The 21,621-nt window shown below is 39.7% G+C and carries 22 protein-coding genes; 8 read left to right on the top strand and 14 right to left on the bottom strand.

The window, feature by feature from the left end:
* Positions 1-8 precede the first annotated feature (8 nt).
* Positions 9-296 (top strand): DUF1294 domain-containing protein, encoded by a 288-nt coding sequence (locus tag ACYQ0H_RS08865; RefSeq protein WP_459812489.1) that lies wholly within the window; start codon positions 9-11, stop codon positions 294-296.
* A 143-nt stretch (positions 297-439) separates the two neighbouring features.
* Here ACYQ0H_RS08865 and ACYQ0H_RS08870 read toward each other — a convergent pair whose 3' ends face one another.
* The 10 genes from ACYQ0H_RS08870 to ACYQ0H_RS08915 form a co-directional block, all read right to left on the bottom strand.
* A complete protein-coding gene (locus tag ACYQ0H_RS08870) occupies positions 440-703 on the bottom strand; it encodes a hypothetical protein (RefSeq protein ID WP_459812490.1) in 264 nt (87 codons plus the stop codon).
* Positions 704-722: 19 nt separating this feature from the next.
* Positions 723-1,253: a P-loop NTPase family protein gene (locus ACYQ0H_RS08875; RefSeq protein WP_459812491.1), complete on the bottom strand. Its 531-nt coding sequence runs from the start codon at positions 1,251-1,253 to the stop codon at positions 723-725.
* On the bottom strand, positions 1,246-1,776 hold the full coding sequence (locus tag ACYQ0H_RS08880) for a GNAT family N-acetyltransferase (protein ID WP_459812493.1): 531 nt from the start codon (positions 1,774-1,776) through the stop codon (positions 1,246-1,248). Before ACYQ0H_RS08880 ends, ACYQ0H_RS08875 begins: the two co-directional genes overlap by 8 nt.
* A gap of 28 nt (positions 1,777-1,804) precedes the next feature.
* Complete coding sequence (locus tag ACYQ0H_RS08885; RefSeq protein ID WP_459812494.1) at positions 1,805-3,997, bottom strand: ABC transporter ATP-binding protein; 2,193 nt, start codon at positions 3,995-3,997, stop codon at positions 1,805-1,807.
* A 25-nt stretch (positions 3,998-4,022) separates the two neighbouring features.
* Positions 4,023-4,511, bottom strand: a complete 489-nt coding sequence (locus ACYQ0H_RS08890; protein ID WP_459812495.1) for an NUDIX hydrolase — start codon at positions 4,509-4,511, stop codon at positions 4,023-4,025.
* A 34-nt stretch (positions 4,512-4,545) separates the two neighbouring features.
* Positions 4,546-5,082: a DUF1854 domain-containing protein gene (locus tag ACYQ0H_RS08895; protein WP_459812496.1), complete on the bottom strand. Its 537-nt coding sequence runs from the start codon at positions 5,080-5,082 to the stop codon at positions 4,546-4,548.
* Between the two features lie 12 nt (positions 5,083-5,094).
* Positions 5,095-5,619 carry a GNAT family N-acetyltransferase gene (locus tag ACYQ0H_RS08900; RefSeq protein WP_459812497.1) on the bottom strand — a complete coding sequence of 175 codons (525 nt, stop codon included), beginning with the start codon at positions 5,617-5,619 and terminating at the stop codon, positions 5,095-5,097.
* Between the two features lie 22 nt (positions 5,620-5,641).
* Positions 5,642-6,847, bottom strand: a complete 1,206-nt coding sequence (locus ACYQ0H_RS08905) for an RtcB family protein (protein WP_459812498.1) — start codon at positions 6,845-6,847, stop codon at positions 5,642-5,644.
* Between the two features lie 51 nt (positions 6,848-6,898).
* Positions 6,899-9,169, bottom strand: coding sequence for an ABC transporter ATP-binding protein (locus tag ACYQ0H_RS08910; protein WP_459812499.1), 2,271 nt, complete (start codon positions 9,167-9,169; stop codon positions 6,899-6,901).
* Positions 9,170-9,516: 347 nt separating this feature from the next.
* Positions 9,517-10,581, bottom strand: coding sequence for an acyltransferase family protein (locus ACYQ0H_RS08915; RefSeq protein ID WP_459812500.1), 1,065 nt, complete (start codon positions 10,579-10,581; stop codon positions 9,517-9,519).
* 284 nt (positions 10,582-10,865) lie between these two features.
* Here ACYQ0H_RS08915 and ACYQ0H_RS08920 point away from each other — a divergent pair, with 284 nt between their 5' ends.
* From ACYQ0H_RS08920 to ACYQ0H_RS08950, 7 genes are all read left to right on the top strand, one after another.
* Entirely contained in the window at positions 10,866-11,345 is a 480-nt protein-coding gene (locus ACYQ0H_RS08920) for an Lrp/AsnC family transcriptional regulator (RefSeq protein ID WP_459812501.1), read from the top strand.
* On the top strand, positions 11,345-12,529 hold the full coding sequence (locus tag ACYQ0H_RS08925; protein ID WP_459812552.1) for an aminotransferase class I/II-fold pyridoxal phosphate-dependent enzyme: 1,185 nt from the start codon (positions 11,345-11,347) through the stop codon (positions 12,527-12,529). Before ACYQ0H_RS08920 ends, ACYQ0H_RS08925 begins: the two co-directional genes overlap by 1 nt.
* Entirely contained in the window at positions 12,519-13,400 is an 882-nt protein-coding gene (gene ispE, locus ACYQ0H_RS08930; protein ID WP_459812502.1) for a 4-(cytidine 5'-diphospho)-2-C-methyl-D-erythritol kinase, read from the top strand. Before ACYQ0H_RS08925 ends, ispE begins: the two co-directional genes overlap by 11 nt.
* A 189-nt stretch (positions 13,401-13,589) precedes the next feature.
* Complete coding sequence (locus ACYQ0H_RS08935; RefSeq protein WP_459812503.1) at positions 13,590-14,048, top strand: HIT family protein; 459 nt, start codon at positions 13,590-13,592, stop codon at positions 14,046-14,048.
* Between the two features lie 169 nt (positions 14,049-14,217).
* Entirely contained in the window at positions 14,218-15,321 is a 1,104-nt protein-coding gene (locus tag ACYQ0H_RS08940) for a hypothetical protein (RefSeq protein WP_459812504.1), read from the top strand.
* The gene (locus ACYQ0H_RS08945) at positions 15,311-16,243 is read left to right on the top strand and encodes a radical SAM protein (RefSeq protein WP_459812505.1); all 933 of its coding nucleotides are present in this window, start codon (positions 15,311-15,313) and stop codon (positions 16,241-16,243) included. The genes ACYQ0H_RS08940 and ACYQ0H_RS08945 overlap by 11 nt, the downstream gene beginning before the upstream one ends.
* Positions 16,244-16,390: 147 nt before the next feature.
* Positions 16,391-16,930, top strand: coding sequence for an HDIG domain-containing metalloprotein (locus ACYQ0H_RS08950; protein WP_459812506.1), 540 nt, complete (start codon positions 16,391-16,393; stop codon positions 16,928-16,930).
* A 126-nt stretch (positions 16,931-17,056) separates the two neighbouring features.
* Here ACYQ0H_RS08950 and ACYQ0H_RS08955 read toward each other — a convergent pair whose 3' ends face one another.
* From ACYQ0H_RS08955 to ACYQ0H_RS08970, 4 genes are all read right to left on the bottom strand, one after another.
* On the bottom strand, positions 17,057-18,364 hold the full coding sequence (locus tag ACYQ0H_RS08955) for an ATP-binding protein (RefSeq protein WP_459812507.1): 1,308 nt from the start codon (positions 18,362-18,364) through the stop codon (positions 17,057-17,059).
* A gap of 19 nt (positions 18,365-18,383) precedes the next feature.
* Entirely contained in the window at positions 18,384-19,064 is a 681-nt protein-coding gene (locus ACYQ0H_RS08960) for a response regulator transcription factor (protein WP_459812508.1), read from the bottom strand.
* Positions 19,065-19,590: 526 nt separating this feature from the next.
* A complete protein-coding gene (locus ACYQ0H_RS08965; protein WP_459812509.1) occupies positions 19,591-21,036 on the bottom strand; it encodes a nicotinate phosphoribosyltransferase in 1,446 nt (481 codons plus the stop codon).
* On the bottom strand, positions 21,033-21,584 hold the full coding sequence (locus tag ACYQ0H_RS08970; protein ID WP_459812553.1) for a cysteine hydrolase family protein: 552 nt from the start codon (positions 21,582-21,584) through the stop codon (positions 21,033-21,035). Before ACYQ0H_RS08970 ends, ACYQ0H_RS08965 begins: the two co-directional genes overlap by 4 nt.
* Positions 21,585-21,621 lie beyond the last annotated feature (37 nt).

Genomic DNA, 21,621 nt, shown 5'->3' on the forward strand with positions numbered 1-21,621 from the left:
TTATCCATATGAAAGAAATCCTCGGCGGATATGTTCTCCCGATATTTTTCGGAATCATGGGACTTATAACATTTGTTCTGTACGGAACAGATAAACGCAGGGCAATAAAGCATGAATGGCGTATTCCTGAAAAGGTTTTGCTTGGTCTTGCAATAGGCGGAGGCTTTATCGGCAGCTGGATAGGTATGTATGTCTTCAGGCATAAAACCAGACATATTAAATTCTATATAGTTTCCACTATAAGTTCACTGCTTTGGCTAATGCTGTGGGGCTGGCTTCAGACAGAGATAAAATAAAACGGACCGACCGTATTTTCTGCTTTACTGCATTTCATTACGGTCAGGTCCGTTTTTTATTTCACGTTTTTGATTATCACAGTATTTTCCGCTGAATATTTCTTCTTTGACTCGCAAAAGCCTGACTGTGCAAATATTTCAAGCTAATTTAAAACCGTGCAGGGAATATCGTAATGAAAATACTTTCCCTCCGGCTTTCCGGCATACAGCCTTTTATATTCGGCTGAAAAATATTCTTCGATCTGCTGCGCGTTTTCAGTTTCATCAGGTATCATATAGCCGCATTCAATATAAACTCCGCATTTTTTCAGACAATAACATTCCCGACAGCCGCCGACCTCTTCAAGCATATGACAGTCGTATGTATCCGCTCTCTCGGCAAAAAAATCTGACATTTCCTCAAGCATAACATCGCCCTCTTTAGTATTATTTTCTGATATGCGAAAGCCTTGCAAGAAATTTGTCCGCTTGTTTTCTTGAATTGAAAATTATAACTTTAATGCCGTGATAATGCTTTAACAGCTCTTCTGTAGGCTTGACCTGAGTCTTATTGAAATTCCATATGTATTTCATAAATTCAAAATCAAGCTTTTCATTACAGCCCTCCGTAATATCGGGCCGACCGCCTTTTTTTATCATGCCTTTTAACATACGCCGAATATAACCGGATATGCACTTATAACGGCTGAGTCTGTACCAAAAAACAAGATCTGCGCGTTCTAGGCGGATATCCATTGTGCTTTTATAATGCCCGTCTATTATCCAGCGGTCTGTATCAATGACCTCCTGCTGCTTTCGGCGAAAAACCTCCCTGTCCTCCTCGATCCAACCCGATTTCCAGAAAAGGTTATCGAGATGGGTAACAGGCAGACCGATGATTTTTCCGAGCCGTCTTGCAAATGTAGATTTCCCCGAAGCCGAACAGCCGATTACCATTATGCGTTTGCATTTAAACATTGTATTCTTCTTTCAAAATTGCATACATCATTCTGTCTGCCTTTTTTCCGAAAATGTATACCGCCTTTCGCTGAACTCCTTCAAGCATGAAACCTAGTTTTTCCAAAGACTTCTGAGCCGCAATATTCAGACTGAGCGTATTCGCTTCAACACGTTCCATACCGAGCTGATCAAATGCATAATCGAGCATTAGCTTCACCGCTTCTTTTCCATATCCTTTGCAGCGGTGTTCAAGCTTGTTGATACCCATTCCGATATCGCATTTTCGGTTAGTACGGTCGATATTCTGTAAAGCCACATCTCCGATAACCTCTCCGCTGTTGAGAAATATTCCAAGCCTGACGTTTACTCCGCCCTGCAGGCTTTGAATTTCATCAAACCAGCTGTCAGCCTTTTCAGCCGAGTGACCTATGTTTAACTCCTCCGCAGGATTTTCAAAATCGTATTCAAATTCAGCCCAGAGCTTTCGGCAATGTTCACGCTCAAGAGTTGAAAGATAGATATTTTCTGACTGCAATTTCATTGTATATACCTCCTAAACAGTGACCCGCTTATGCTTCCGATGCCGTCTGAGGCAAAGCCGCTTTTTTCATTTTTGTAGTCTGTCTCTGAGCCATTACCAGCTTATAATATACTCCTTTTGCTCTCATAAGCTCGTTATGAGTACCGAATTCGGCAAGCCTGCCCTTGTCCAGCACGATAAGACGGTCGGCGCTGCTGAGTGTCGAAAGCCTGTGAGCAATGGCGATAGTAGTTCTGCCCTTTGTAAGCTTTCCAAGCGCCTCCTGTATCTGCTTTTCGGTCTGGGTATCAAGCGAGGCTGTAGCTTCGTCGAGAATTATTATCTTGGGATCATGAAGTATTGCTCTTGCTATTGCAATTCTCTGTCGTTCTCCGCCCGATAGCTGATAGCCCTTGTTGCCTACTCTGGTGTTATATCCATCGGGAAGCTTAGTTATCAAATCGTGGGCGTTTGCAATTTTCGCCGCCTTAATAACCTCCTCAAATGTTGCGTCAGGCTTTGCATAAGCGATATTTTCAAGAACGTTGCCGTCAAAAAGAAAGGTTTCCTGCAAAACTACTCCTACCTGAGAACGAAGACTCTGCTGAGCAATTTCCTTTATGTTAACTCCGTCTATACGTATCTCTCCCTGAGTGCAGTCATAAAGACGGAGTATAAGATTTATCATTGTGGATTTGCCTACCCCCGAATGACCTACGATACCGATCATTTCTCCCTGATTTATCTTACAGGTTATGCCTTTAAGCACAGGATTATATACCTTGTAGCCGAAATAAACGTCATCGAATTCAATTTCTCCCTTAATATCAAGCTCAACCGGATCTTCTGCATCACGGACGTCAGTTTCCTCGTCGAGAATTTCAAATACTTTACCGGCTGAAACCGAAGTGTCAGCAAGATTCCTCGGGATCTGTATCAGCCAGCGGAGCGGCTCATAAAGCATAGCCACATATGTAGTAAACTGTATCAATGCTCCTAAGCTCATCTCGTTTCCGAGGATCATATTACCGCCGAAATACAGAACAAAGAAATTACCTAAAGTTAGTATGAATTCGGAAACAGGCATAGTAAGATACCACATAATTTCCGCTCTTACAGCGCTTTTTGCCCACTGCTCTGAGCATTCGGAATAACGCTGAATTTCCCTTACCTCGTTTCCGTAAGATTTTACTACTCTTATTCCGTTAAGAATATCGTGCAGTGTTTCTCCGTGAGAAACGCCTTTCTTCCATACCTTAGTATAGCGTATAGCCATCGTATCAAAGAGCTTGCTTATAATTATAAAAACTATTGGAACCGGAATTACAGTCATAAGCGCAAGCCGCCAGTCCATAACAAAAAGAAGTACGCCGATTATTATCAAAGAGAGGATTTTTACAATAGCGTCCTTTCCGTTTGCTGTAATAAAATCCTCCAGCTTTGCGGCGTCGCTTGATACACGGTTTATAAGCGCTCCGGCAGTACGCTTTGAAATCGAGCTCATGGAAAGCCTCTGAGATTTCTCAAAAACGTCCTGTCTAAGATCCCTGCCCAGATTAAGCGCTACCTTAAAGCTGTTCTTCATATTGAAAAATTCAAATATCCCTGCAAACAGAAGCATAAGAATTATTGTGACAACAACAGCGGCAAGTCCCGACCATTCCGCCGCTTTCGGGGTAACGTATTTATCAATAATTATTCTGTCAAGATAAGGCATTATAACCCAAAGAGCTTCTGAAAGTATTGTACAGATAACGGCAATAGCAAAATATTTTTTATACGGCGCTATCCTCTTTATCAGCTTGAGCATAGTCCTGCCCTTGCTTATACAGAAAATACATTCCTTTGCGCCATCTAACGGCAATCCGCATTTAGGGCATACCGGTTCTTCTTCATCTGTTTCATTTATGAATTCACCTGTTCTTGCATAGTAATCCAGCAGCTTAAGAAGCTCAGCAAACCTTAAAAACCTATCCTGTGTAAAAGCACAGAAGCAAACAGTTTCACCCTCAGCAGTAGTTCCCCAAGCCATTGAGGTTCCTATTTGCTGCCGGCATTCAAATTCAGAAAAGTCCGAAATTTTGTACTCATTAACTATTTTTTCATCTATATATATTATTATTTTAGTCCTTGTAACACAGAAATGACCGTTGACCTCTTCTCCGCTGCTGTTAAAATTAAAGGGCAGCGAATATATTATACCGTCGTCTGCATTTTCAGGCTTTGATGTGCATAAATTCATTTTTTATCAGCTCCTTTGCCGAAAATTATTCATGTGTTACTATATGGCATATTCCATTGTCGGTTACAGGCAGCTTTTCTGCAAAAAAAGTCGGAAAAGCCTTGTATTCCGAAAGTCTGTCAATAGGCAGCCAAAACATTTTTTCCTTAACGCCGCCCTCACAAACGCTATTGCAGTTAAACTCCGTTATTTCTCTTTGCTTCATAAGATAATAAAAAGTTATCTCATGACAGCTTTTTGAGAAAATAGCATCGTTTTCTTCGCCTTTAAAAAAGTTTTCATGGATAAACGCAAGACGGTCTATCTCATAATTCACGCCAGTTTCTTCATAAACCTCACGCACTACCGCCTGTTCAGAGGTTTCACCGTGATGAATTGCGCCGCCTACTGAGTAAAAGTAATCATCTCTGTCATTGCCTGCAAAAAGCACGCATCCGTTTTCAATAATTATCGCTGCTGCACGAAGTCTGAACAATCGCTCGCTGTCAGAAAAACCAATATTATATTCTTTCATTTTCTCCTCCATCAGTTTATATTCCGACTGATAATTATGTAAACATTTCAAGCACCAGCTGACTTTTCTTATCAAGCTTATGAATATCGGGACAGAAATACTTATTTCCGTCGGCGTCGTTGACATAAAGATAATCATAGCCTATCATACGGAAATTCTGATACCAGTCCCGTATGCATATAGTTTTCTCTCCCGAAGTCGTATCCGCCTTTACAAATATTGCTCCGTGCATATTATCCTTTATACTGTAAACCTTTGTAATTTCAGGCATATAGTATTTATATTCAAGATATGTGTCCAAGATTTTGTACTGTTCTTCCGGCAGCTGAGCCATATCCCTGATGACTCCGATCTCTCGGAACTCCTTTTCGGAATTTTCATAAGACAGGCTTATATATGTTGTTTTTGAAAAAAACGGTATAAGTCTTGTGGGGTTGACCTTATAATAAACCTTACCGTTATAGTCAAGAGTAAGGTAGCCGCTTTTCTCCTTAGAAAGCTTGATTTTTGAACAGTCAAGCAATGTAAGCTTATCGACCTCGTAAACTTCTTCTGTATTTGTTTGTGTCATACATTCACGCTCCTATCTCAGTTTTTTCAGCAAGTATAGATTCAGATCATCATTATTTTTGCACTCAGCGTACTGAGGGCAGACTTTATCTCCGTACCAAACTCCCGAACCGTCCGGAATATATCCGCGCTTAACATATAATCGCTGTGCGCTTCCGTATCCGCTGTGAAGTCCGACGCCAAGATATACTGTATCGGAATATTCTGCGGATAGCTGTTCGGCAATATCCATTAGCTTTGAACCTATTCCCTTCTTACGGAATTTTTCCAATACGGCGAAATCAATTATCTCTGTATACCCTTTTCCTCCCAAAGCTCCCCATTTGCAGTCGGGATAAATATTTATATATCCCGCCGGACTTCCAAGGTAATCAGCAGCCAGCGCGATACACTTTTTATCCTGCATATCTTTTAAACGCATTAAAAACTTTTCTTTATTGGTGTCCCAGCCCTGAGAGTTTTCTTCCGCTGCAAACAGTTCAGCATCTTCAGATTTAAGTAATCTTATAGTAATCCTGCTGTCATTATAGTATATCATACAAAACCTTTCTGCAAAGTATTTATTCTTCCCCTGCCTTAAAATTATAAATCGGTTTGATTATATCGAGAATTTCAGCAGTGTCACCGATATTATCAACAATATCCTCCATCGTTTTATAAGCCATAGGACTTTCGTCAAGCGTTCCCGCATTAACAGAAGTTGTGTAGATACCGCTCATCTGCTTTTTAAATTCCGATACTGTAAGAGAATGTTTAGCCTGCGAACGCGAAAGCAGTCTGCCAGCCCCGTGAGGCGCAGAAAAGTTCCAGTCTGGATTTCCCTTTCCCTTGCAGATAAGACTTCCGTCCCTCATGTTTATAGGAATAAGCAGCCTTTCATCTTTTTTAGCGGAAACAGCTCCCTTACGCAGTATCATACTATCTGTATCAATGTAATTGTGAACAGTAGTGAACTGTTCTATTACATGAAGACCCATTCCCTTGATGATCTCGTCCATCATAGCCTGACGGTTTATCGCCGCAAACTCCTGAACTATTTTCATATCATGAATATACTGCTCAAAGAGCTCTCCCTCTGCGTAAGCCAGCTCTTTCGGGACAGAAGTACGCTTTGTGCTTTTCAGCTTTTTGATCTCAGCTTCAAGCTGCTTCTGCCTGCCTTCGGATTTCATTTTCGCAATAAGCTCGTTTACATCCGACTGCGACGATTTATTCAGCCTTCGGTAAGCCTCCTCCTGATAATATTTTGCTACCTCGACGCCTAAATGACGCGAGCCGGAATGAATAACGATATAAACCGCTCCGTCCGAGCCTTTGTCAGCTTCAATAAAATGATTTCCGCCGCCTAAGGTACCGATACTCCTTTCCGCTCTAACAGGATTGATCTTATCGTAGCAGAAAAGCTTTGCTAAATCTATTTTCTCGCTGTATCTATGAGGCTTTTCCCTGATAGAAAAACCTGACGGTATCGCTTTGTAAATAAGCTTATCAAGCTGCATTACTTCAATATGCTTTTCCTTAAGTCTGACTGTTTCCATTCCGCAGCCAATGTCTACGCCAACAAGATTAGGCACTATTTTATCAGTAACAGTCATAGTAGTTCCGATCGTACAGCCAGCTCCCGCATGAACGTCAGGCATAATCCTTACCGTCTGTTCCTGTGACATAGGCTGATTGAGCAGAGTAATGATCTGCGAAACCGCTCCCTCGTCAATGATTTCCGTAAAAATCTTTGCTGAGTTATATTTTCCCTGTAATTCCAGCATAATTTATTCCCCCTTGCTGTATATCTATGTTTTATATCTTTTATTATAGTTTTATTCCTGAATAAACTGAAGCGCCTCCGACTGAAGCTTATAAAGCTCATAATATTTTCCCTTAGTTCTTATAAGCTGGTCGTGTGTTCCCATTTCCTTCAGTTCGCCGTTTTCTATTACGCAGAGCATATCCGCGTCGCGCAGAGTAGAAAGCCTGTGAGCGATAGAAATAATAGTTCTTCCCTGCTTCAGCGAATCAATAGCCGCCTGAATTTTTCTCTCGGTACGGGTATCCATTGAAGCTGTAGCTTCGTCAAGAATAAGAATATTAGGCTTCTGTATTATCGCTCTTGCAATAGATATTCTCTGCTTTTCACCGCCTGAAAGAGAGATTCCTCCCTCTCCAACCTTAGTATTGTATCCCTCAGGAAGCTTTGTTATAAACTCGTGAGCGTTTGCTGATTTTGCAGCTTCTATAACTTCTTCCATTGTAGCTTTGGGATCGGCATAGCGTATGTTGTCGGCGATCGAGCCTATAAACAAAAAGGTTTCCTGTGATACTATCCCTATATTCCGTCTCAGATCCTCAAAGGCTATTTTTCTTATAGGAACTCCGTCAATAAGAATTTCTCCTCCGGTAACGTCATAAAGCCGTGCCATAAGATTTATTATCGTTGATTTTCCCGCTCCGGTTTTTCCGACTATTCCGAACATATGACCTGACTGAACCTTAAATGACACGTTTTTTATTATCGGGTGACCCGCTTCATATTCAAAAGATACGTTTCTCAGCTCAATATCGCCTTTCATATCCTTGATGTGGATCGGCTCGCTGTCCTCCTTAACAGTTGCTACTGCGTCGGTAATTTCAAACATTCTGGAAGCGGCGTCCATACATTTTGCCCATCGGTCGCCTATCCATGTAAAAAAGTTAATAGGCTCCATTGCCATTTCAGTATATGAAATCAGCGCTGATAAAGCTCCGAAAAGTATATGTCCTTTAATTACCAATACTGCACCAAGACAAAAAACAAGTTTGTTTACTATTCTGTAAAACGTCCAGATAACCGGAACTGTATTAGCTATTCTTGAATTGATCCTAGAATTTATTACGAAAGCGTCGGTATTTTTCACACGATAGCGTTCAATTTCCGTATCTTCGCGGGCAAAGGATTTTACTACTCTCTGTCCATTCATTACATCTGAAAGTACGGAGTTTGCAGAACGCATAGCAACATCAAATTTACGGTAAAGCTTGCGCTGATTGCGGTAAAATCTATTCTGAACTATTTCAATAACTGTAATAGTAGCTATAATTCCCAGAGAAAGCACAGGAGAAATAATAAGCATTATTACCGCTATACCAATTATTTTTACTACATTTGTTATACCGTATGGCACTATATCCGTAAAAAACCAATAGATATTCTGACTGTCGCGGTCTACTCTTGACATAAGCGAACCTGTCTGCTTGCTGGTGAAAAAGTCCAGAGAAAGGCTCTGCATAGACGAAAATATTTTCACTCTCAGCTTATGCGTAACTATCGGTACTATCCTTGAAGTAATAATTCCTGAAACTATACGCATTATCATTCCGGAAAGATTTATTGCCGCTATTATAAGAACTATCATTAGAATTTTACCGTAATACTTCCCGCCCTCTGCAAGAACGTCGTCATAAAGCATCTGTGCTCCGAAAATAGGCGACAGTACGGCGAAAACATTACTAAGCACAATAGTCAGCAAAATCAGAAATACCGCTGTTTTAAAATCCCTGAACATTGACAGCAGACGTTTGAAAACCGAACGGCGGTCAACGCACCTGGGGCATACAGGTCGGTTTGGATCGGGAAAAGGCTCTCCGCATATTGGACAATGAGTTTTTATACCCTCCAGCAGAGTATCGTCTATAGGCTCTCCCTTTACCGTTGAATTTACTCTCTGTGAAAACTTTTCAAATTTATCAGCATAGCCAAGTGAAAATCTCGCAGCCGGAAATTCCTCGCCGCTTCTGTTTTTTATCATTAGCCTGGCAGAATTGGCATGCCTGTCAACATACATTTCCTCGATATCAGCCAAATCATATTCGCTGTACCCGGAAACAGTAAATTCGATCAGATTTTTGCGCTTTGAACCTCTTTTCATCTTTCCGTATTTTTCATATCCGCTCAGTATCGACAGCGTTTCCTTTGTAAAGGTTATGTACACATCAATATAACAGCCGTCTCCGTCAAGATCCGATTTAACACAGTAAAGAAGTTCGTCCGTCATAACTCCGCGCTTTAAAAGCTCAGTTTCGGCAAGCGCAGGCAATACGTCAAAAAACTTCATATATATAACCATTCCTTTCTGAAATATACGTTCTGCGCTTATAGATCAATACGCAGTCCGCTCCCTGAAATTGTAATTTCAAGCCTCTCAACTTTTCTCTTTTCTAATAGTCTTGTGCTGAAAATACGCAAAAAGACCCCTGATTCGGCACATCAGAGGTCATGATTACTGCATATACAATTATCCGTAAAAACTAAAATATCAGCAACGAACAAAAAACGCAGGTAAAACAACATCTGACATAAACAAATTATTGATATCATTAAATATATTACTTTTTGTCATTTTACCCACCCCTTTCTTAATTTTAGTTTAACAATCATGTTTTATAGTATAAACCCTTATTATTATTTTGTCAAGTCCTTTTCTAATATTTTTTTCTTTTTGCCTACACAAACAGGAAAATATTTTTCCGTAAGCCATGCTAAAGGGAGAATAATTATAAATACCGCCGCTGCCATAATAAACCTGTAAACATCATTTTTGCTTTTAAGAGCGGGAATAAAATGCTGGATAAATCTTATTATCGGAACGTGAAATGCAATATATACCAATGTATTTCTTCCTACATAATTGAAGATACATGCAGCCTTTGAAAAAAGTTTATGATCCGACAGCTTCATTACTGCAAGAGCGAATGAAAGTGATGTGCAGAACGCCGAAAAGAAAAATATGACCGGCTTTCCGTATCGGTTGTTTACCATTGAGATCCTGCTGTTTTCCGACGAAGCCCATGCACCCAGAAGCAGAAGTGCCGCAGAAACGGCGAAAATTATCCACGTCTTTTTAAAGCAGGCTTTTACTGCTTCTATATTTTTCATAAGTAAATATCCGCCGAGATAAAATACAAAAGCACTGAAAGCGACCTGCCAATGCCACACGCCCCATTGCTTGTCTGTTATAATTCCTGCTGTAAATGCCAGACCGTATACAAATGCAGATATGCCGATTAAAGCCGAATCCTTATCAGAAGCTCTGCTTATAACAAAAAACAAAATATCGGTTAAAAACAGGCAGGTGATAAACCATGTTGTATTAGAAGCCATTTTAAATCCGCTTTCAACATTTGATACCAAAACTCCTTTAAACAGGTCGGTAAATGACTGATACGAAACTTCGGAAAGCTGACGGTTTACATACCAGAGCGGAGCAACGAGAGCGTTAAGACAGAAATATGGTATTATAAGACCCTTTATCTTCTTAAATGCATACCTGAAAAAGTTAGTTTCTTTATTAAACGCAAAGGTCATTCCTGAAATAATAAAAAATGCCGGCATATGAAAGCTGAATATATATTTTCCGATATACTGATCAGACAACGAATGTCCCCATACTACAAAAAACATCATTATACCCCTTAAGGTATCAATCCATTCAATACGGCTTCGATTATTCACACTTATAATAAACACCTCAAATATGAATTATTTTGTTTTAAGTATAATTCATATTAAGCTTTATGTCAATAAAAGATTCAAATAATAAACCCAAACGTACAGTAACAGCGCCGATTTTTAATTTACGGATATCATTTAAAGTTTCTGCGGGAATAATATAATTTTTATCTCCTTTCCCAGGTGCAAGACGAGTAAAATATAAATCAAAATCAGTCTTTGCGTTTGTAATCAAATATAAATTGACTTTCATTATTAAAAATAGTATAATAAAAATATATAAATTACAAGGAGGTTATTTTATGGATTCATTGATCAAGCTGCTTAAAACCAACGCCCGACTTTCCAATGCCGAGCTTGCGGTAATGCTCGATAAAACAGAGGAGCAGGTAGCCGCAGATATAGCCAAGCTTGAATGTGACGGCATAATTAAAGGCTATTCTGCTATTATTGACGAAGCCTCGATCGACAGCAATGCGGTTTTCGCACTTATTGAACTGAAGGTCACTCCTCAGTCACAGAGCGGCTTTGACGAAATTGCCGGAGAGATCTCGTCACATGAGCAGGTCGAATCCGTAAGACTTATGTCAGGTGGATATGATATACTTGTTTCTGTTACAGGAAACAACATCCGTGACATTTCACAGTTCGTATCTCAAAGACTTGCGGCTATCGACGCCGTTCAGTCAACGACAACTCATTTTGTACTGAAGAATTACAAAGAAAACGGAATTATTATAAACAATGATGAAACCGACGAAAGAGGAATGATCTCTCCATGATGGATTATGATATGCTGCTTTCAAAAGAAGCGGTAAAAATGAAACCCTCAGGCATAAGAAAATTTTTTGATATAGCTCAGACTGTAGAGGGAGTAATATCTTTGGGGGTCGGTGAGCCGGACTTCAAAACTCCCTGGAAGATCAGGCAAACGGCTATTGAAACTCTGGAAAAAGGCAGGACGGTCTATACTGCAAATGCAGGTCTTTTAGATCTGAGAAAAGAAGTTTCGGGTTATTTTGAGAGGACTATTCACAGAAAATACGATCCGGAAAATGAAATACTTATTACGGTAGGAGGCTCTGAGGCTATAGACTTAGTTATACGGACAGTTGTAAATCCCGGTGACGAGGTCCTTGTCGTAGAACCCTGCTTTGTATGCTATTCTCCTATTATTTCACTTATGGGAGGTAAACCCGTAACTATTGAAACAAAAGCTGAGGACGGCTTTAAGCTTACTCCTGACGAGCTGAAAGCAAAAATTACGGATAAGACTAAGCTATTGATAATGCCCTTTCCCAATAATCCGACCGGAGCGGTAATGCATAGGGAGGAGCTTGAGGGTATTGCAGAGGTTCTGCGCAATACAAACATACTCGTTGCCTCAGATGAAATCTATTCCGAGCTTACATACTCAGGAAATCACTGCTCAATTGCGGAACTGGACGGAATGAAGGAGCGTACTATAGTAATAAACGGCTTTTCAAAAAGCTTTGCTATGACCGGCTGGCGTCTGGGCTTTATGGCCGGACCGAGGGATATAATGAAGCACATTCTGAAGATTCACCAATATGCGATAATGTGTTCCCCTACTGTAAGCCAGTATGCTGCAATTACTGCTTTGAAGGAATGCGGTGATGACGTCGTAAAAATGCGCAGGGAATACGATATGCGAAGAAGATATGTCGTTGACGCATTCAATAAGCTTGGATTGGAGTGTTTTACGCCTATGGGTGCTTTTTATGTATTTCCAAGCATAAAATCAACAGGACTAACCAGCGATGAATTCTGCAATAAATTAGTATTTTCAAAAAAGGTAGCAGTAGTACCCGGAACTGCTTTCGGCGAATGCGGAGAGGGTCATATCAGAGTTTCGTACGCTTATTCGATCAATCACCTCAGAGAAGCAATAAAACGTATCGGCGAATTTCTTGAAGAACTGAAGGAAAGCTCCAATGATAAATAAAACGCTTACTATAAAAGCATACGGAAAACTTAATCTATTCCTTGATATAACCGGAAAAAGAAGCGACGGCTATCATCTGCTTCAGACAGTAATGCAGTCGGTATCGGTTTTTGATACGCTGACCTTCATTTTATCAGACGGAGAAGGTATCGAGCTTAGATGCGGCGCCGATGACTTTCCTTTAGATAAACGCAATTTGATATGGAAGGCTGCTGAAGCTTTTTACAAATACATAGGTATAAAACAGCCTTGCAAAATAACCGCCGAAACGAAGAAAAACATACCTTCTATGGCAGGAATGGCAGGCGGCAGCGCAGACTGTGCAGCTGCACTTATCGCACTAAATGAATTATCAGATGCAGGACTAAGCCTATCCGAGCTTTGCAGGATCGGCGTCAAGCTAGGAGCAGACGTTCCTTTTACGCTGACGGGAGGAACAGTGCTTTGTGAAGGGATAGGAGAGCAGCTTACGATCATTCCTAATGTTCCGAAAATGTATTTTGCGGTAGTCAAACCTCAGATCAGTATTTCAACCCCGGAGGCTTATAGAATTTATGATTCTTCTCCGCAGATAAACCATAAAAAGTACCCTGATTTTGAAGCGGCTTTAAAATCGTCGGATCTATACGGTATTTCCGAAAATATTTACAATGCTCTGGAGATCGCTGCGAATTTTGATGAGATAAAAAAAGCAAAGAACAAAATGTTAGAGCTCGGCGCTCTGAATGCGATGATGACCGGAAGCGGTTCAGCGGTTTTCGGAATATTCAATAAACGTACTGACGCGGAAAAATGCATTCAGCAGATGTCAGACTACAGCTTTTCTGAAGTGCTTACGCCGGTTCAAAAGGGCTGGGAAATAGTAAAATAAAAAAAACAGTGAAATATCCTTGTAGAGCAGGATGACTACATCACGCCGAAATCCGCATAAATACTATCTTTTTTCGGCCTCTCAGCTTACCGATGAATGGATTTAAATACCACTTGACGCTTTTTGACGCCCGTGCTTGCAAAGAAAAGATATAAAACGACAAATTTTCAATTTTACGGAGGAATATGTATGTGTTTTGTTTGCAATAGAATAAATATGATTAAAGAAGGAACTAATCCATATTTCGTAAAGGAATTAGAAACGGGATATGTTGTTATTGGAGATAATCAACATTTTAAAGGATATTCCTTATTCCTTTGTAAAGAACATAAGACAGAATTATTTCAGTTAGATTATTCAACTAAAATAAAATTTTTAGAGGAAATGTCTGTTGTCGCCGAAGCGGTTTTAAAAGCATTTAGTGCTGAAAAAATGAATTATGAGTTATTAGGAAATGGAGATACACACCTCCACTGGCATCTGTTTCCGAGAATAAGCGGCGATATTGACAATTATGGAAACAATGGGAAAGGGCCTGTCTGGTGGTATCCTATTGAGAAAATGTATGGTGATGATAATCGTCCGTCTATTATGGAATTAGAAGAAATGAAAGTAAAATTAATAAATGAATTAGATAATCTATTGTAATAGAGAAATCCACGTTTGGTGTGGGTTTGGGATATTCCCAACAAGCAGAAATCTCTCTTTATGTTATAGACGTAAACGAGTGATTTTTACGGAAAGGGTACCGCTATCCTATGCTTGTTAAAGACGATTTACGTCAATCAAATCAATAAAAAATTATGAGGTGAATTAATTGAATAAAAAATGCAAGGTATGCGGGTATAAATTCAAAAGCAGTGATGAGATTATCTGCCCTGAATGTTTTACTTCAAGAGAGGACGATATTTCCTGCAACAGGTATACAGACGATTTACACACTCACAGCTGCGGCTATAATTCTGATAATTCCAATACAGACAATTCAGGGAATGATATATTTGAGGAATTTGACAATAAAGAGAGATCATTTATTGATGATCAGCGCGGAGATGAAGCAGATAATCCTATCCCCTCCAGCACTTATAGCAAAAGTTTATACGGATCTTCTTCAGATATGTCTTCAAGGCAGCAAAAACTTGAGGCGCTTAAGAATACCGGCAGCTTTTCTTCAAACTCTGCGCCAGGCAATTACAGCGATCGCAGTTTTAATTCCGGCTTTAATTCGCAGCAGCCCTTTGGATACAAACCTAACGAAGCAATAAACTTCCAATCCGTTAAATTTAATTCTAAAAAAAGAAATCAAGGCTGTCTGATCTCCCTTATATGCGGTTTTCTAATACCGCTTCTGGTAATAGTCACTGCTAAATTTAAAAATGTGAATAATGATAAATATGATTACCGTTACGATCATGATTTTAATATTGATTATTCTTTTGTAGAGCCTGATATAAGTTTGCCGGATATGAGTATTGCGGATTTTCCCGATCTGCACTCTGCAAACTATGAAAGCTCCGACGGATCGTTTACGCTTACTCTCAGCAATGCCGAAAAGTTCAATTTGATCAGCCTTGGAGAAAACGCTGATAACGTAATATTACATGACGAAAGTTACAGTAATAAAGAATGGCGTTTTGTGGAATTTGATTTATCAATCAACAATACTGACAAAATCCTGATCGATAACGTTAAGATCACAGCTGATGACATCGGCGGAAATATAATTTCAGAAGGTACTATTATTAACTATAACGGCTATGACGGATATTATGAGAATTGTCAGTTTATCGTTCCGTCGGACGCTTTTACTATTAATATTAATATTCCTGTGGAAAACGAAAGCAATTCAGTAGAAAATGCTGAACTTGAGATGTATAACTACCAATTTATGACGAAAGACGAGAATAATAATGCAGAATAATCTTCTTGAACGATGTATGCTGTGTCCCCGCAGCTGCGGAGTTAACCGCTATGAAAAAAACGGTTACTGCGGCGAAGGTTCAGCTGTAAGGATCGCCAGAGCGGAGCTTCATTTTTGGGAAGAGCCTTGCATAAGCGGTAATAACGGTTCAGGAACAGTATTCTTTTCAGGCTGTCCGCTAAAATGCTGCTTTTGTCAGAATTATGAAATATCTGCTGAAAATAAAGGCTTTGAAATTTCCGTCAAACAGCTTGCTTCAATATTTATAATGCTTCAGGAAAAGGGAGCCGAAAATATTAATCTTGTTAATCCTACGCACTTTGTACCTCAGATACTTTCTGCGCTGGATTTATGCGGCAGCAGACTGAACCTGCCTATAGTATATAACAGCGGAGGATATGAAAAGACAGAAACCCTTGAGCTTATGAAAGGATATATAGATATTTTTCTGCCTGACCTAAAGTATTACAGCAGCGATATAGCATCTAAATATTCTAAAGCTAAAGATTACTTCAGCCGCTGTTCTGAAGCGATAATAAAAATGCATCAGATAACAGGAGATCCTGTATTTGATAAAAACGGAATGCTTAAAAAAGGAGTTGTCGTTCGCCATCTTATTCTTCCCAGCTGCAGACATGATTCAATCAAGCTGATCGAATGGCTAGGAAAAACATTTCGCAGCAACGAGATACTTGTAAGCCTTATGAGTCAGTATACGCCTGTTTTCAAAGCGTCCGAGTTTAAAGAGATAAACAGAAAAACTACAACGTTTGAATACAATTCGGTCGTAAGTGAACTTCTTAAACACGATTTTAACGGGTACTATCAGGAAAGGTCTTCAGCCGACTGCGGTTTTATCCCGGAATTTTACGGAAATTTATATTTTGAAATTCCGAAGCTTGCGGCTGACATTGATTTGTAAATATATTGTCATTAATTGACCTTGACTTTTTAGGTAAACCGAGATATAATATATTTGTCAGAATGCACAATTAATTTTAAACATTACTGACATCATTCACAAAAACTTATAACTCAACCTTTCAGATATTGAAAAGAGGTAATGCCAATGTCAAAAGCGATCGGTTCAAAATACCGTATTGAAACCTCAAAGGAAGCTCAGGAGTATTTTGAATTTGTAAAAGATCTGCTTGACAGCGATGTTGTAAAACAGATGAAAAATTTCCGTCATCATTACAGCACAACTTGTTATCAGCACTGTCTGAACGTATCATATTATAATTATCTTGTATGCCGCAAGCTCGGACTGGATTCAAAACAAGCCGCGAGAGCCGGTTTGCTTCACGACCTCTTCCTTTACGATTGGAGAGAAAGAGAACGTCAGCGCGGTGAAAAACCTCACGGAATGCGTCATCCTCATATTGCGCTTGACAACGCAAAGCAGAATTTTGATATTACAAAACGTGAAGCCGATATGATAGTTAAGCATATGTGGCCGCTTACGATCAAGTTTCCCCGATATGCCGAAAGTTATGTAATTGTAATGATAGACAAATACGCCGCAGCACTTGAGATAGGTACTCACATTTCCAATGTTGTTAAGGAAAAATGCAGAAGCTTTTCAAAAAACAAAAGCTATTCTGCATAGATCGTTTATTTATCAGGTATTTAAAAACAGCCTTCTTATGATCTAATAGTAATTTTACTATTGAATCGTTCGGAGGCTGTTTTATATTACTGAAACTCTTCTGATATATACAGCAGACACTGAAATTCACTTCATATCCTGAATAATAAACGGCAGTTCTACAACAAAGCATACGCCGCCCTCGTAAAGGTTTTCAACATATATCCTTCCTCCGCACAGATCAATTATGCGCTTAACCAAAGCCAGACCCAGACCGTTGCCCTCGGTTTTTCTTGAATGATCTCCCTGATAAAACTTCTCAAATATTTTTTCTTTTGCCTCATGAGATATTCCTATTCCGTTATCGGATATTCTGACAGTTATATTGCTTTCCGTCCTGTAAAGCTGAACCTTTATTACACCGTTATCAGGCGTAAACTTTATCGCATTGTTAATAATATTCTGCCATATCTGACCCATCAGTTCTTCATTGCCGAAATAGTAAATATCATCAAGAGCAATATCAAGATTTATATTCTTCTTGGACCATTCAGGCTCCAGCATAAGAATTATCTTTCTAATCTGTTCGTCAAGCGAAAATCTAGTCTTATTCGCTATTGTCGTTTGATTTTCAAGCTTTGAAAGATTCAGAATATTTGAAGCTAGCTTCGATAGCCTGGTTGTTTCGTCAATTATTATCTGAGTATATTCACACCTGTCGCTGTCTGAAAGCGAATCGTCCTGAAGCAGCTTGGCAAAACCCTGTATAGAAGCCAGGGGAGTTTTGAATTCATGCGATACATTGCTTATAAAATCCCCTCTCAAAGTTTCGATACCCGAAAGCTCCTCCGCCATTCGGTTAAAGTTTCTGGTAAGCGTTCCGTATTCAGCGTCAAGCGGCTCGCGTACCCGAACTGAGAAATTTCCTCTTGCTACCTCTGTTGTGGCCTTATTGAGATCCCTGATAGGCTGAAGTATAGTGCGGCTGATAAAAGCAGTAATTACAGTTCCGAGAATTATGCATACTATAAAAGCTATAATAACCACAAAGTTGACTACCCAATACACGTTTTCTTTTGCAAAGCTGTCAATCTCAACATACTCTCCGTTAACTACAGTAACCGCAGTAACATTAGGAAGCACGCCGGAAGCTTGAATAACCGTTCCCTTATCATTAAGCTCGTCCTTTATTCCTTTCAGCGACTTGTCCCCAGGGTCAATTTTTTTAACGGAAAAGGAGCTGTTGGTACAAAGATTTATTATTTCGTCGGTGGTATACTTCCCCAAAGTTTCCAGCTCGTCCATTGAAGAGGTTACAGAACGAAGCTGCTGCTCCGAATTATCCTCCATAATAGGACTGAATATCAGCAGCAGGGCAGAGATCGAAATAGAAGCGGAAACAAGCATAACGACAAAAAACATAAGCGCCATCTTAAACTGTAAACTTGTTTTCAACCCTCTTCCCTCCGATCTTTTAGTTTGAAAGCTTTACCGCTTTATATCCCAAGCCTCTTACCGTTACAATTTCAAAGTCTCCGTTTCCGCTGTAACGCTCTCTGAGACGCTTGATATGAACATCTACCGTTCTTTCATCAACCTCTTTCTCCATTCCCCAAAGCTCGTCAAGCAATTGACGGCGCGTAAAAATTTTATTTGGATAGGACAGAAGCTTAAAAAGAAGCATAAACTCTTTCTGAGGTATCGTTTCGCCGGGTTCTCCGTTAAATGACACAGAAACAGCGTCATAATCAAGAGTACAGTTTCCTATGATCAGAGAATGCTCCGACGCCATTCTTGCCCGTCTTAGTAATGCTCCTACTCTTAAAATCATCTCGTTTATATCTATAGGCTTTACCATATAATCGTCAGTTCCCGCCATAAAGCCCTTCTGCTTGTCCTCAAAGCTTTCCTTTGCGGTTACCATTAATATAGGAATATCATATTTCGCCTGTCTGAGCTGACGGGTAAGCTCGTATCCGTCCATATTCGGCATCATAATATCAGATATTATCAGATCAATATTTGTTTTTTCAAGCACGTCAAGCGCCTTTTCACCGTCCTCAGCGGTAAACGGTATGTAGCCGTTCTGCTTCAAGGCGGCGGAAATCAGCCTGCGCAGACTTGAATCGTCCTCTACTACCAGTACCTGAAACATACATTCACTCCCTTTTAACGTATAAGAACAATAATTTCTGCCAATAATAAATACTGAAAAAGCTATATTCCCCAACAACTTAATTATACCAGCTATTTATGAAGTTGATATTAACGTGACCCTAAAATGAAGTAATAAAAAGTTAACAATTTTACCTGCCGCATATCCAAAAAAACACCCTGAAATTCATATTCGGTTCACACAGGACTGTTATTATATAAATGTCAACAGGGAACGCATGAATAAAATATGCTCCGCCGCTTATAGCTTACGGTTTTGACAACTGATAAAACTTAAAGTTCAGTCCGTAGTTCACTTCCCTCAAGCGATTCCCCAAGTCGCATATTATAAAGGTTCTGCACTTTAAGTTTTACCAATTGTCAAATGTTGAAGAAATTTTCCCTTTCATAATTCTATAGAAAATTAATGCTCATTACAGCCGATAGTAGTGAGCATTAATTTTTTGTTATATATTTTCTTTTCCACGAATTCAAACAAACAGCTGACAAAACGACGATCTAATATTTCAGTTTGTACCCTCTATTTCCGCAAGCAGCCGGTTTTTCACATTCCATAGCTTTTGAGAGAGATCCACATAATAAGTGTGAGGATTTTCAAAACGCTTTATTTCATCCCAAAGCGTAGCTACCTGATCTCTGCAATATTCGCATATTTCATCATAGGACGGCTTTTTATAAACAAGCTTACCGTCTTTGAAAATCGTTTTCTGCAGCTCCAAAGCATAAAAATCAGTAATTTTTTTCTTTTTCCATGTATATGTCGGGTCAAATACAGTAAGCTCTTTGCTGTCGTCAATTACTTCGTCGTAAACGCAAAGCTGATCTGCTATAGCTTTTCCGCTCTTTCTGTCATACAGGCGGTACAGCTTTTTAAAATGAGGCGTAGTTATCTTTGCAACATTCTCTGAAACTTTTATTTTCGGAATGATCTTACCGTTTTCCTCAACTGCCGCAAGCTTATAAACGCCTCCGAAAACAGGGTGCGATTTTGAGGTTATAAGACGCTCGCCGACTCCAAACAGATCGACCTTAGCTCCTTGAAATATCATATCCCGAATAAGATATTCATCTAAAGAATTTGATGCTACGATCTTACAATCAGCGTATCCCGCACTATCTAGCATCTCACGAGCTTTCTTAGACAAATATGTGATATCCCCGGAATCGATCCGTATTGCTTTAGGTCTGAATCCATTCGGCTTCAACACATTGTCAAATGCCTTGACCGCATTGGGAATACCGCTTTTGAGAACATTATAGGTATCTACTAACAGCGTTACAGAATTCGGGTAGCATTCACAGTAGGTTTTAAACGCCGTATATTCGTCGTCAAACATTTGAATCCACGAATGAGCCATAGTTCCTGTTGCAGTAAAACCAAAAAGCTGGTCTGTTATCGTACAGGCGGTAGCGGAACAGCCTCCTATTCCCGCCGCTCTTGCTCCGAGTATAGCAGCGTCAGCCCCGTGCGCTCGTCTTGAGCCGAATTCAGAAACCGCTCTTCCGTCCGCAGCCCGAACTATTCTGTTAGCCTTGGTAGCAATAAGCGACTGATGATTTACTGTAAGCAAAAGATAGGTTTCTATAAGCTGAGCTTCTATAGCGGGAGCTTTTACTGTAATTATCGGTTCGTTGGGAAAAACTGCAGTTCCCTCCGGAACAGCATAAATATCTCCGGTAAATTTGAAATCCCTGAGATATTCAAGAAAGCGTCCGTCAAAAATATTTTTGCTTTTTAAATACTCTATATCTTCATCAGAAAAATGAAGATCTTCAATATACTCTATGACCTGCTCCAGACCGCAGGCAATGGCAAAGCCCCCGTTATCCGGTATCTGCCTGAAAAACAGATCAAAATAAGTTATTTTATCTTTCATTCCGCTTACAAAATATCCGCTTCCCATAGTAAGCTCATAAAAATCACAGAGCATTGTATAGTTCAGATTATTCATTTATCTACCTTCCTCTGTTTTTTTCTTCCCAAAACCGTTATCTGCATTCCCTCCATAACGTCAAGACACTTTTCATGCAGAGCCTTATCAGCACCGGCTGTACAGCTTGCGTCAACAATAATTTCCGCCTCAGGAAGCGCAGCCTTGACCATTACGGCATTTGAAATAACACAGATATTTGAAACCAGACCTGCAAGCTCTACGCTTTCATATTCTTTCTGCTTCAGATATTCAGCCATTTCAAGCGACGGAAAAGTGTTTTTTTCAAATAACATATCGCACATAATCCTTTGTTTAGCGGTTTTTCCGTATAGCTCATGTCCTCTTGTTCCCTTTATGCAATGAGGCACAGGGAGCTTTCTGCCCTCCTGAGTTTCATTATAATTATCGTAATGAGTATCGAGAGTAAACGCAACTGCGTCACCGTTTCTGCGGTACTGTGCAATTTTAGAAGCTATAATACTGTCAAGCCTTTCAGCTTCCTCAAATCCCAGCGAACCGTCTACAAAGTCATTCTGATAATCAACAACTATCAGCAGCTTCATTATATATCATTCCTTTCAAAAACAGGACGGAAAAATACTT

Source organism: Hominimerdicola intestinalis (assembly GCF_054655215.1).

Excerpts from the sequence above, each read along its gene's own strand:
- ACYQ0H_RS08865 (WP_459812489.1), top strand. The coding sequence starts at position 9 with ATGAAAGAAATCCTCGGCGGATATGTTCTCCCGATATTTTTCGGAATC.
- ACYQ0H_RS08870 (WP_459812490.1), bottom strand. The coding sequence starts at position 703 with ATGCTTGAGGAAATGTCAGATTTTTTTGCCGAGAGAGCGGATACATAC.
- ACYQ0H_RS08875 (WP_459812491.1), bottom strand. The coding sequence starts at position 1,253 with ATGTTTAAATGCAAACGCATAATGGTAATCGGCTGTTCGGCTTCGGGG.
- ACYQ0H_RS08880 (WP_459812493.1), bottom strand. The coding sequence starts at position 1,776 with ATGAAATTGCAGTCAGAAAATATCTATCTTTCAACTCTTGAGCGTGAA.
- ACYQ0H_RS08885 (WP_459812494.1), bottom strand. The coding sequence starts at position 3,997 with ATGAATTTATGCACATCAAAGCCTGAAAATGCAGACGACGGTATAATA.
- ACYQ0H_RS08890 (WP_459812495.1), bottom strand. The coding sequence starts at position 4,511 with ATGAAAGAATATAATATTGGTTTTTCTGACAGCGAGCGATTGTTCAGA.
- ACYQ0H_RS08895 (WP_459812496.1), bottom strand. The coding sequence starts at position 5,082 with ATGACACAAACAAATACAGAAGAAGTTTACGAGGTCGATAAGCTTACA.
- ACYQ0H_RS08900 (WP_459812497.1), bottom strand. The coding sequence starts at position 5,619 with ATGATATACTATAATGACAGCAGGATTACTATAAGATTACTTAAATCT.
- ACYQ0H_RS08905 (WP_459812498.1), bottom strand. The coding sequence starts at position 6,847 with ATGCTGGAATTACAGGGAAAATATAACTCAGCAAAGATTTTTACGGAA.
- ACYQ0H_RS08910 (WP_459812499.1), bottom strand. The coding sequence starts at position 9,169 with ATGAAGTTTTTTGACGTATTGCCTGCGCTTGCCGAAACTGAGCTTTTA.
- ACYQ0H_RS08920 (WP_459812501.1), top strand. The coding sequence starts at position 10,866 with ATGGATTCATTGATCAAGCTGCTTAAAACCAACGCCCGACTTTCCAAT.
- ACYQ0H_RS08925 (WP_459812552.1), top strand. The coding sequence starts at position 11,345 with ATGGATTATGATATGCTGCTTTCAAAAGAAGCGGTAAAAATGAAACCC.
- ispE (WP_459812502.1), top strand. The coding sequence starts at position 12,519 with ATGATAAATAAAACGCTTACTATAAAAGCATACGGAAAACTTAATCTA.
- ACYQ0H_RS08935 (WP_459812503.1), top strand. The coding sequence starts at position 13,590 with ATGTGTTTTGTTTGCAATAGAATAAATATGATTAAAGAAGGAACTAAT.
- ACYQ0H_RS08945 (WP_459812505.1), top strand. The coding sequence starts at position 15,311 with ATGCAGAATAATCTTCTTGAACGATGTATGCTGTGTCCCCGCAGCTGC.
- ACYQ0H_RS08950 (WP_459812506.1), top strand. The coding sequence starts at position 16,391 with ATGTCAAAAGCGATCGGTTCAAAATACCGTATTGAAACCTCAAAGGAA.
- ACYQ0H_RS08960 (WP_459812508.1), bottom strand. The coding sequence starts at position 19,064 with ATGTTTCAGGTACTGGTAGTAGAGGACGATTCAAGTCTGCGCAGGCTG.
- ACYQ0H_RS08965 (WP_459812509.1), bottom strand. The coding sequence starts at position 21,036 with ATGAATAATCTGAACTATACAATGCTCTGTGATTTTTATGAGCTTACT.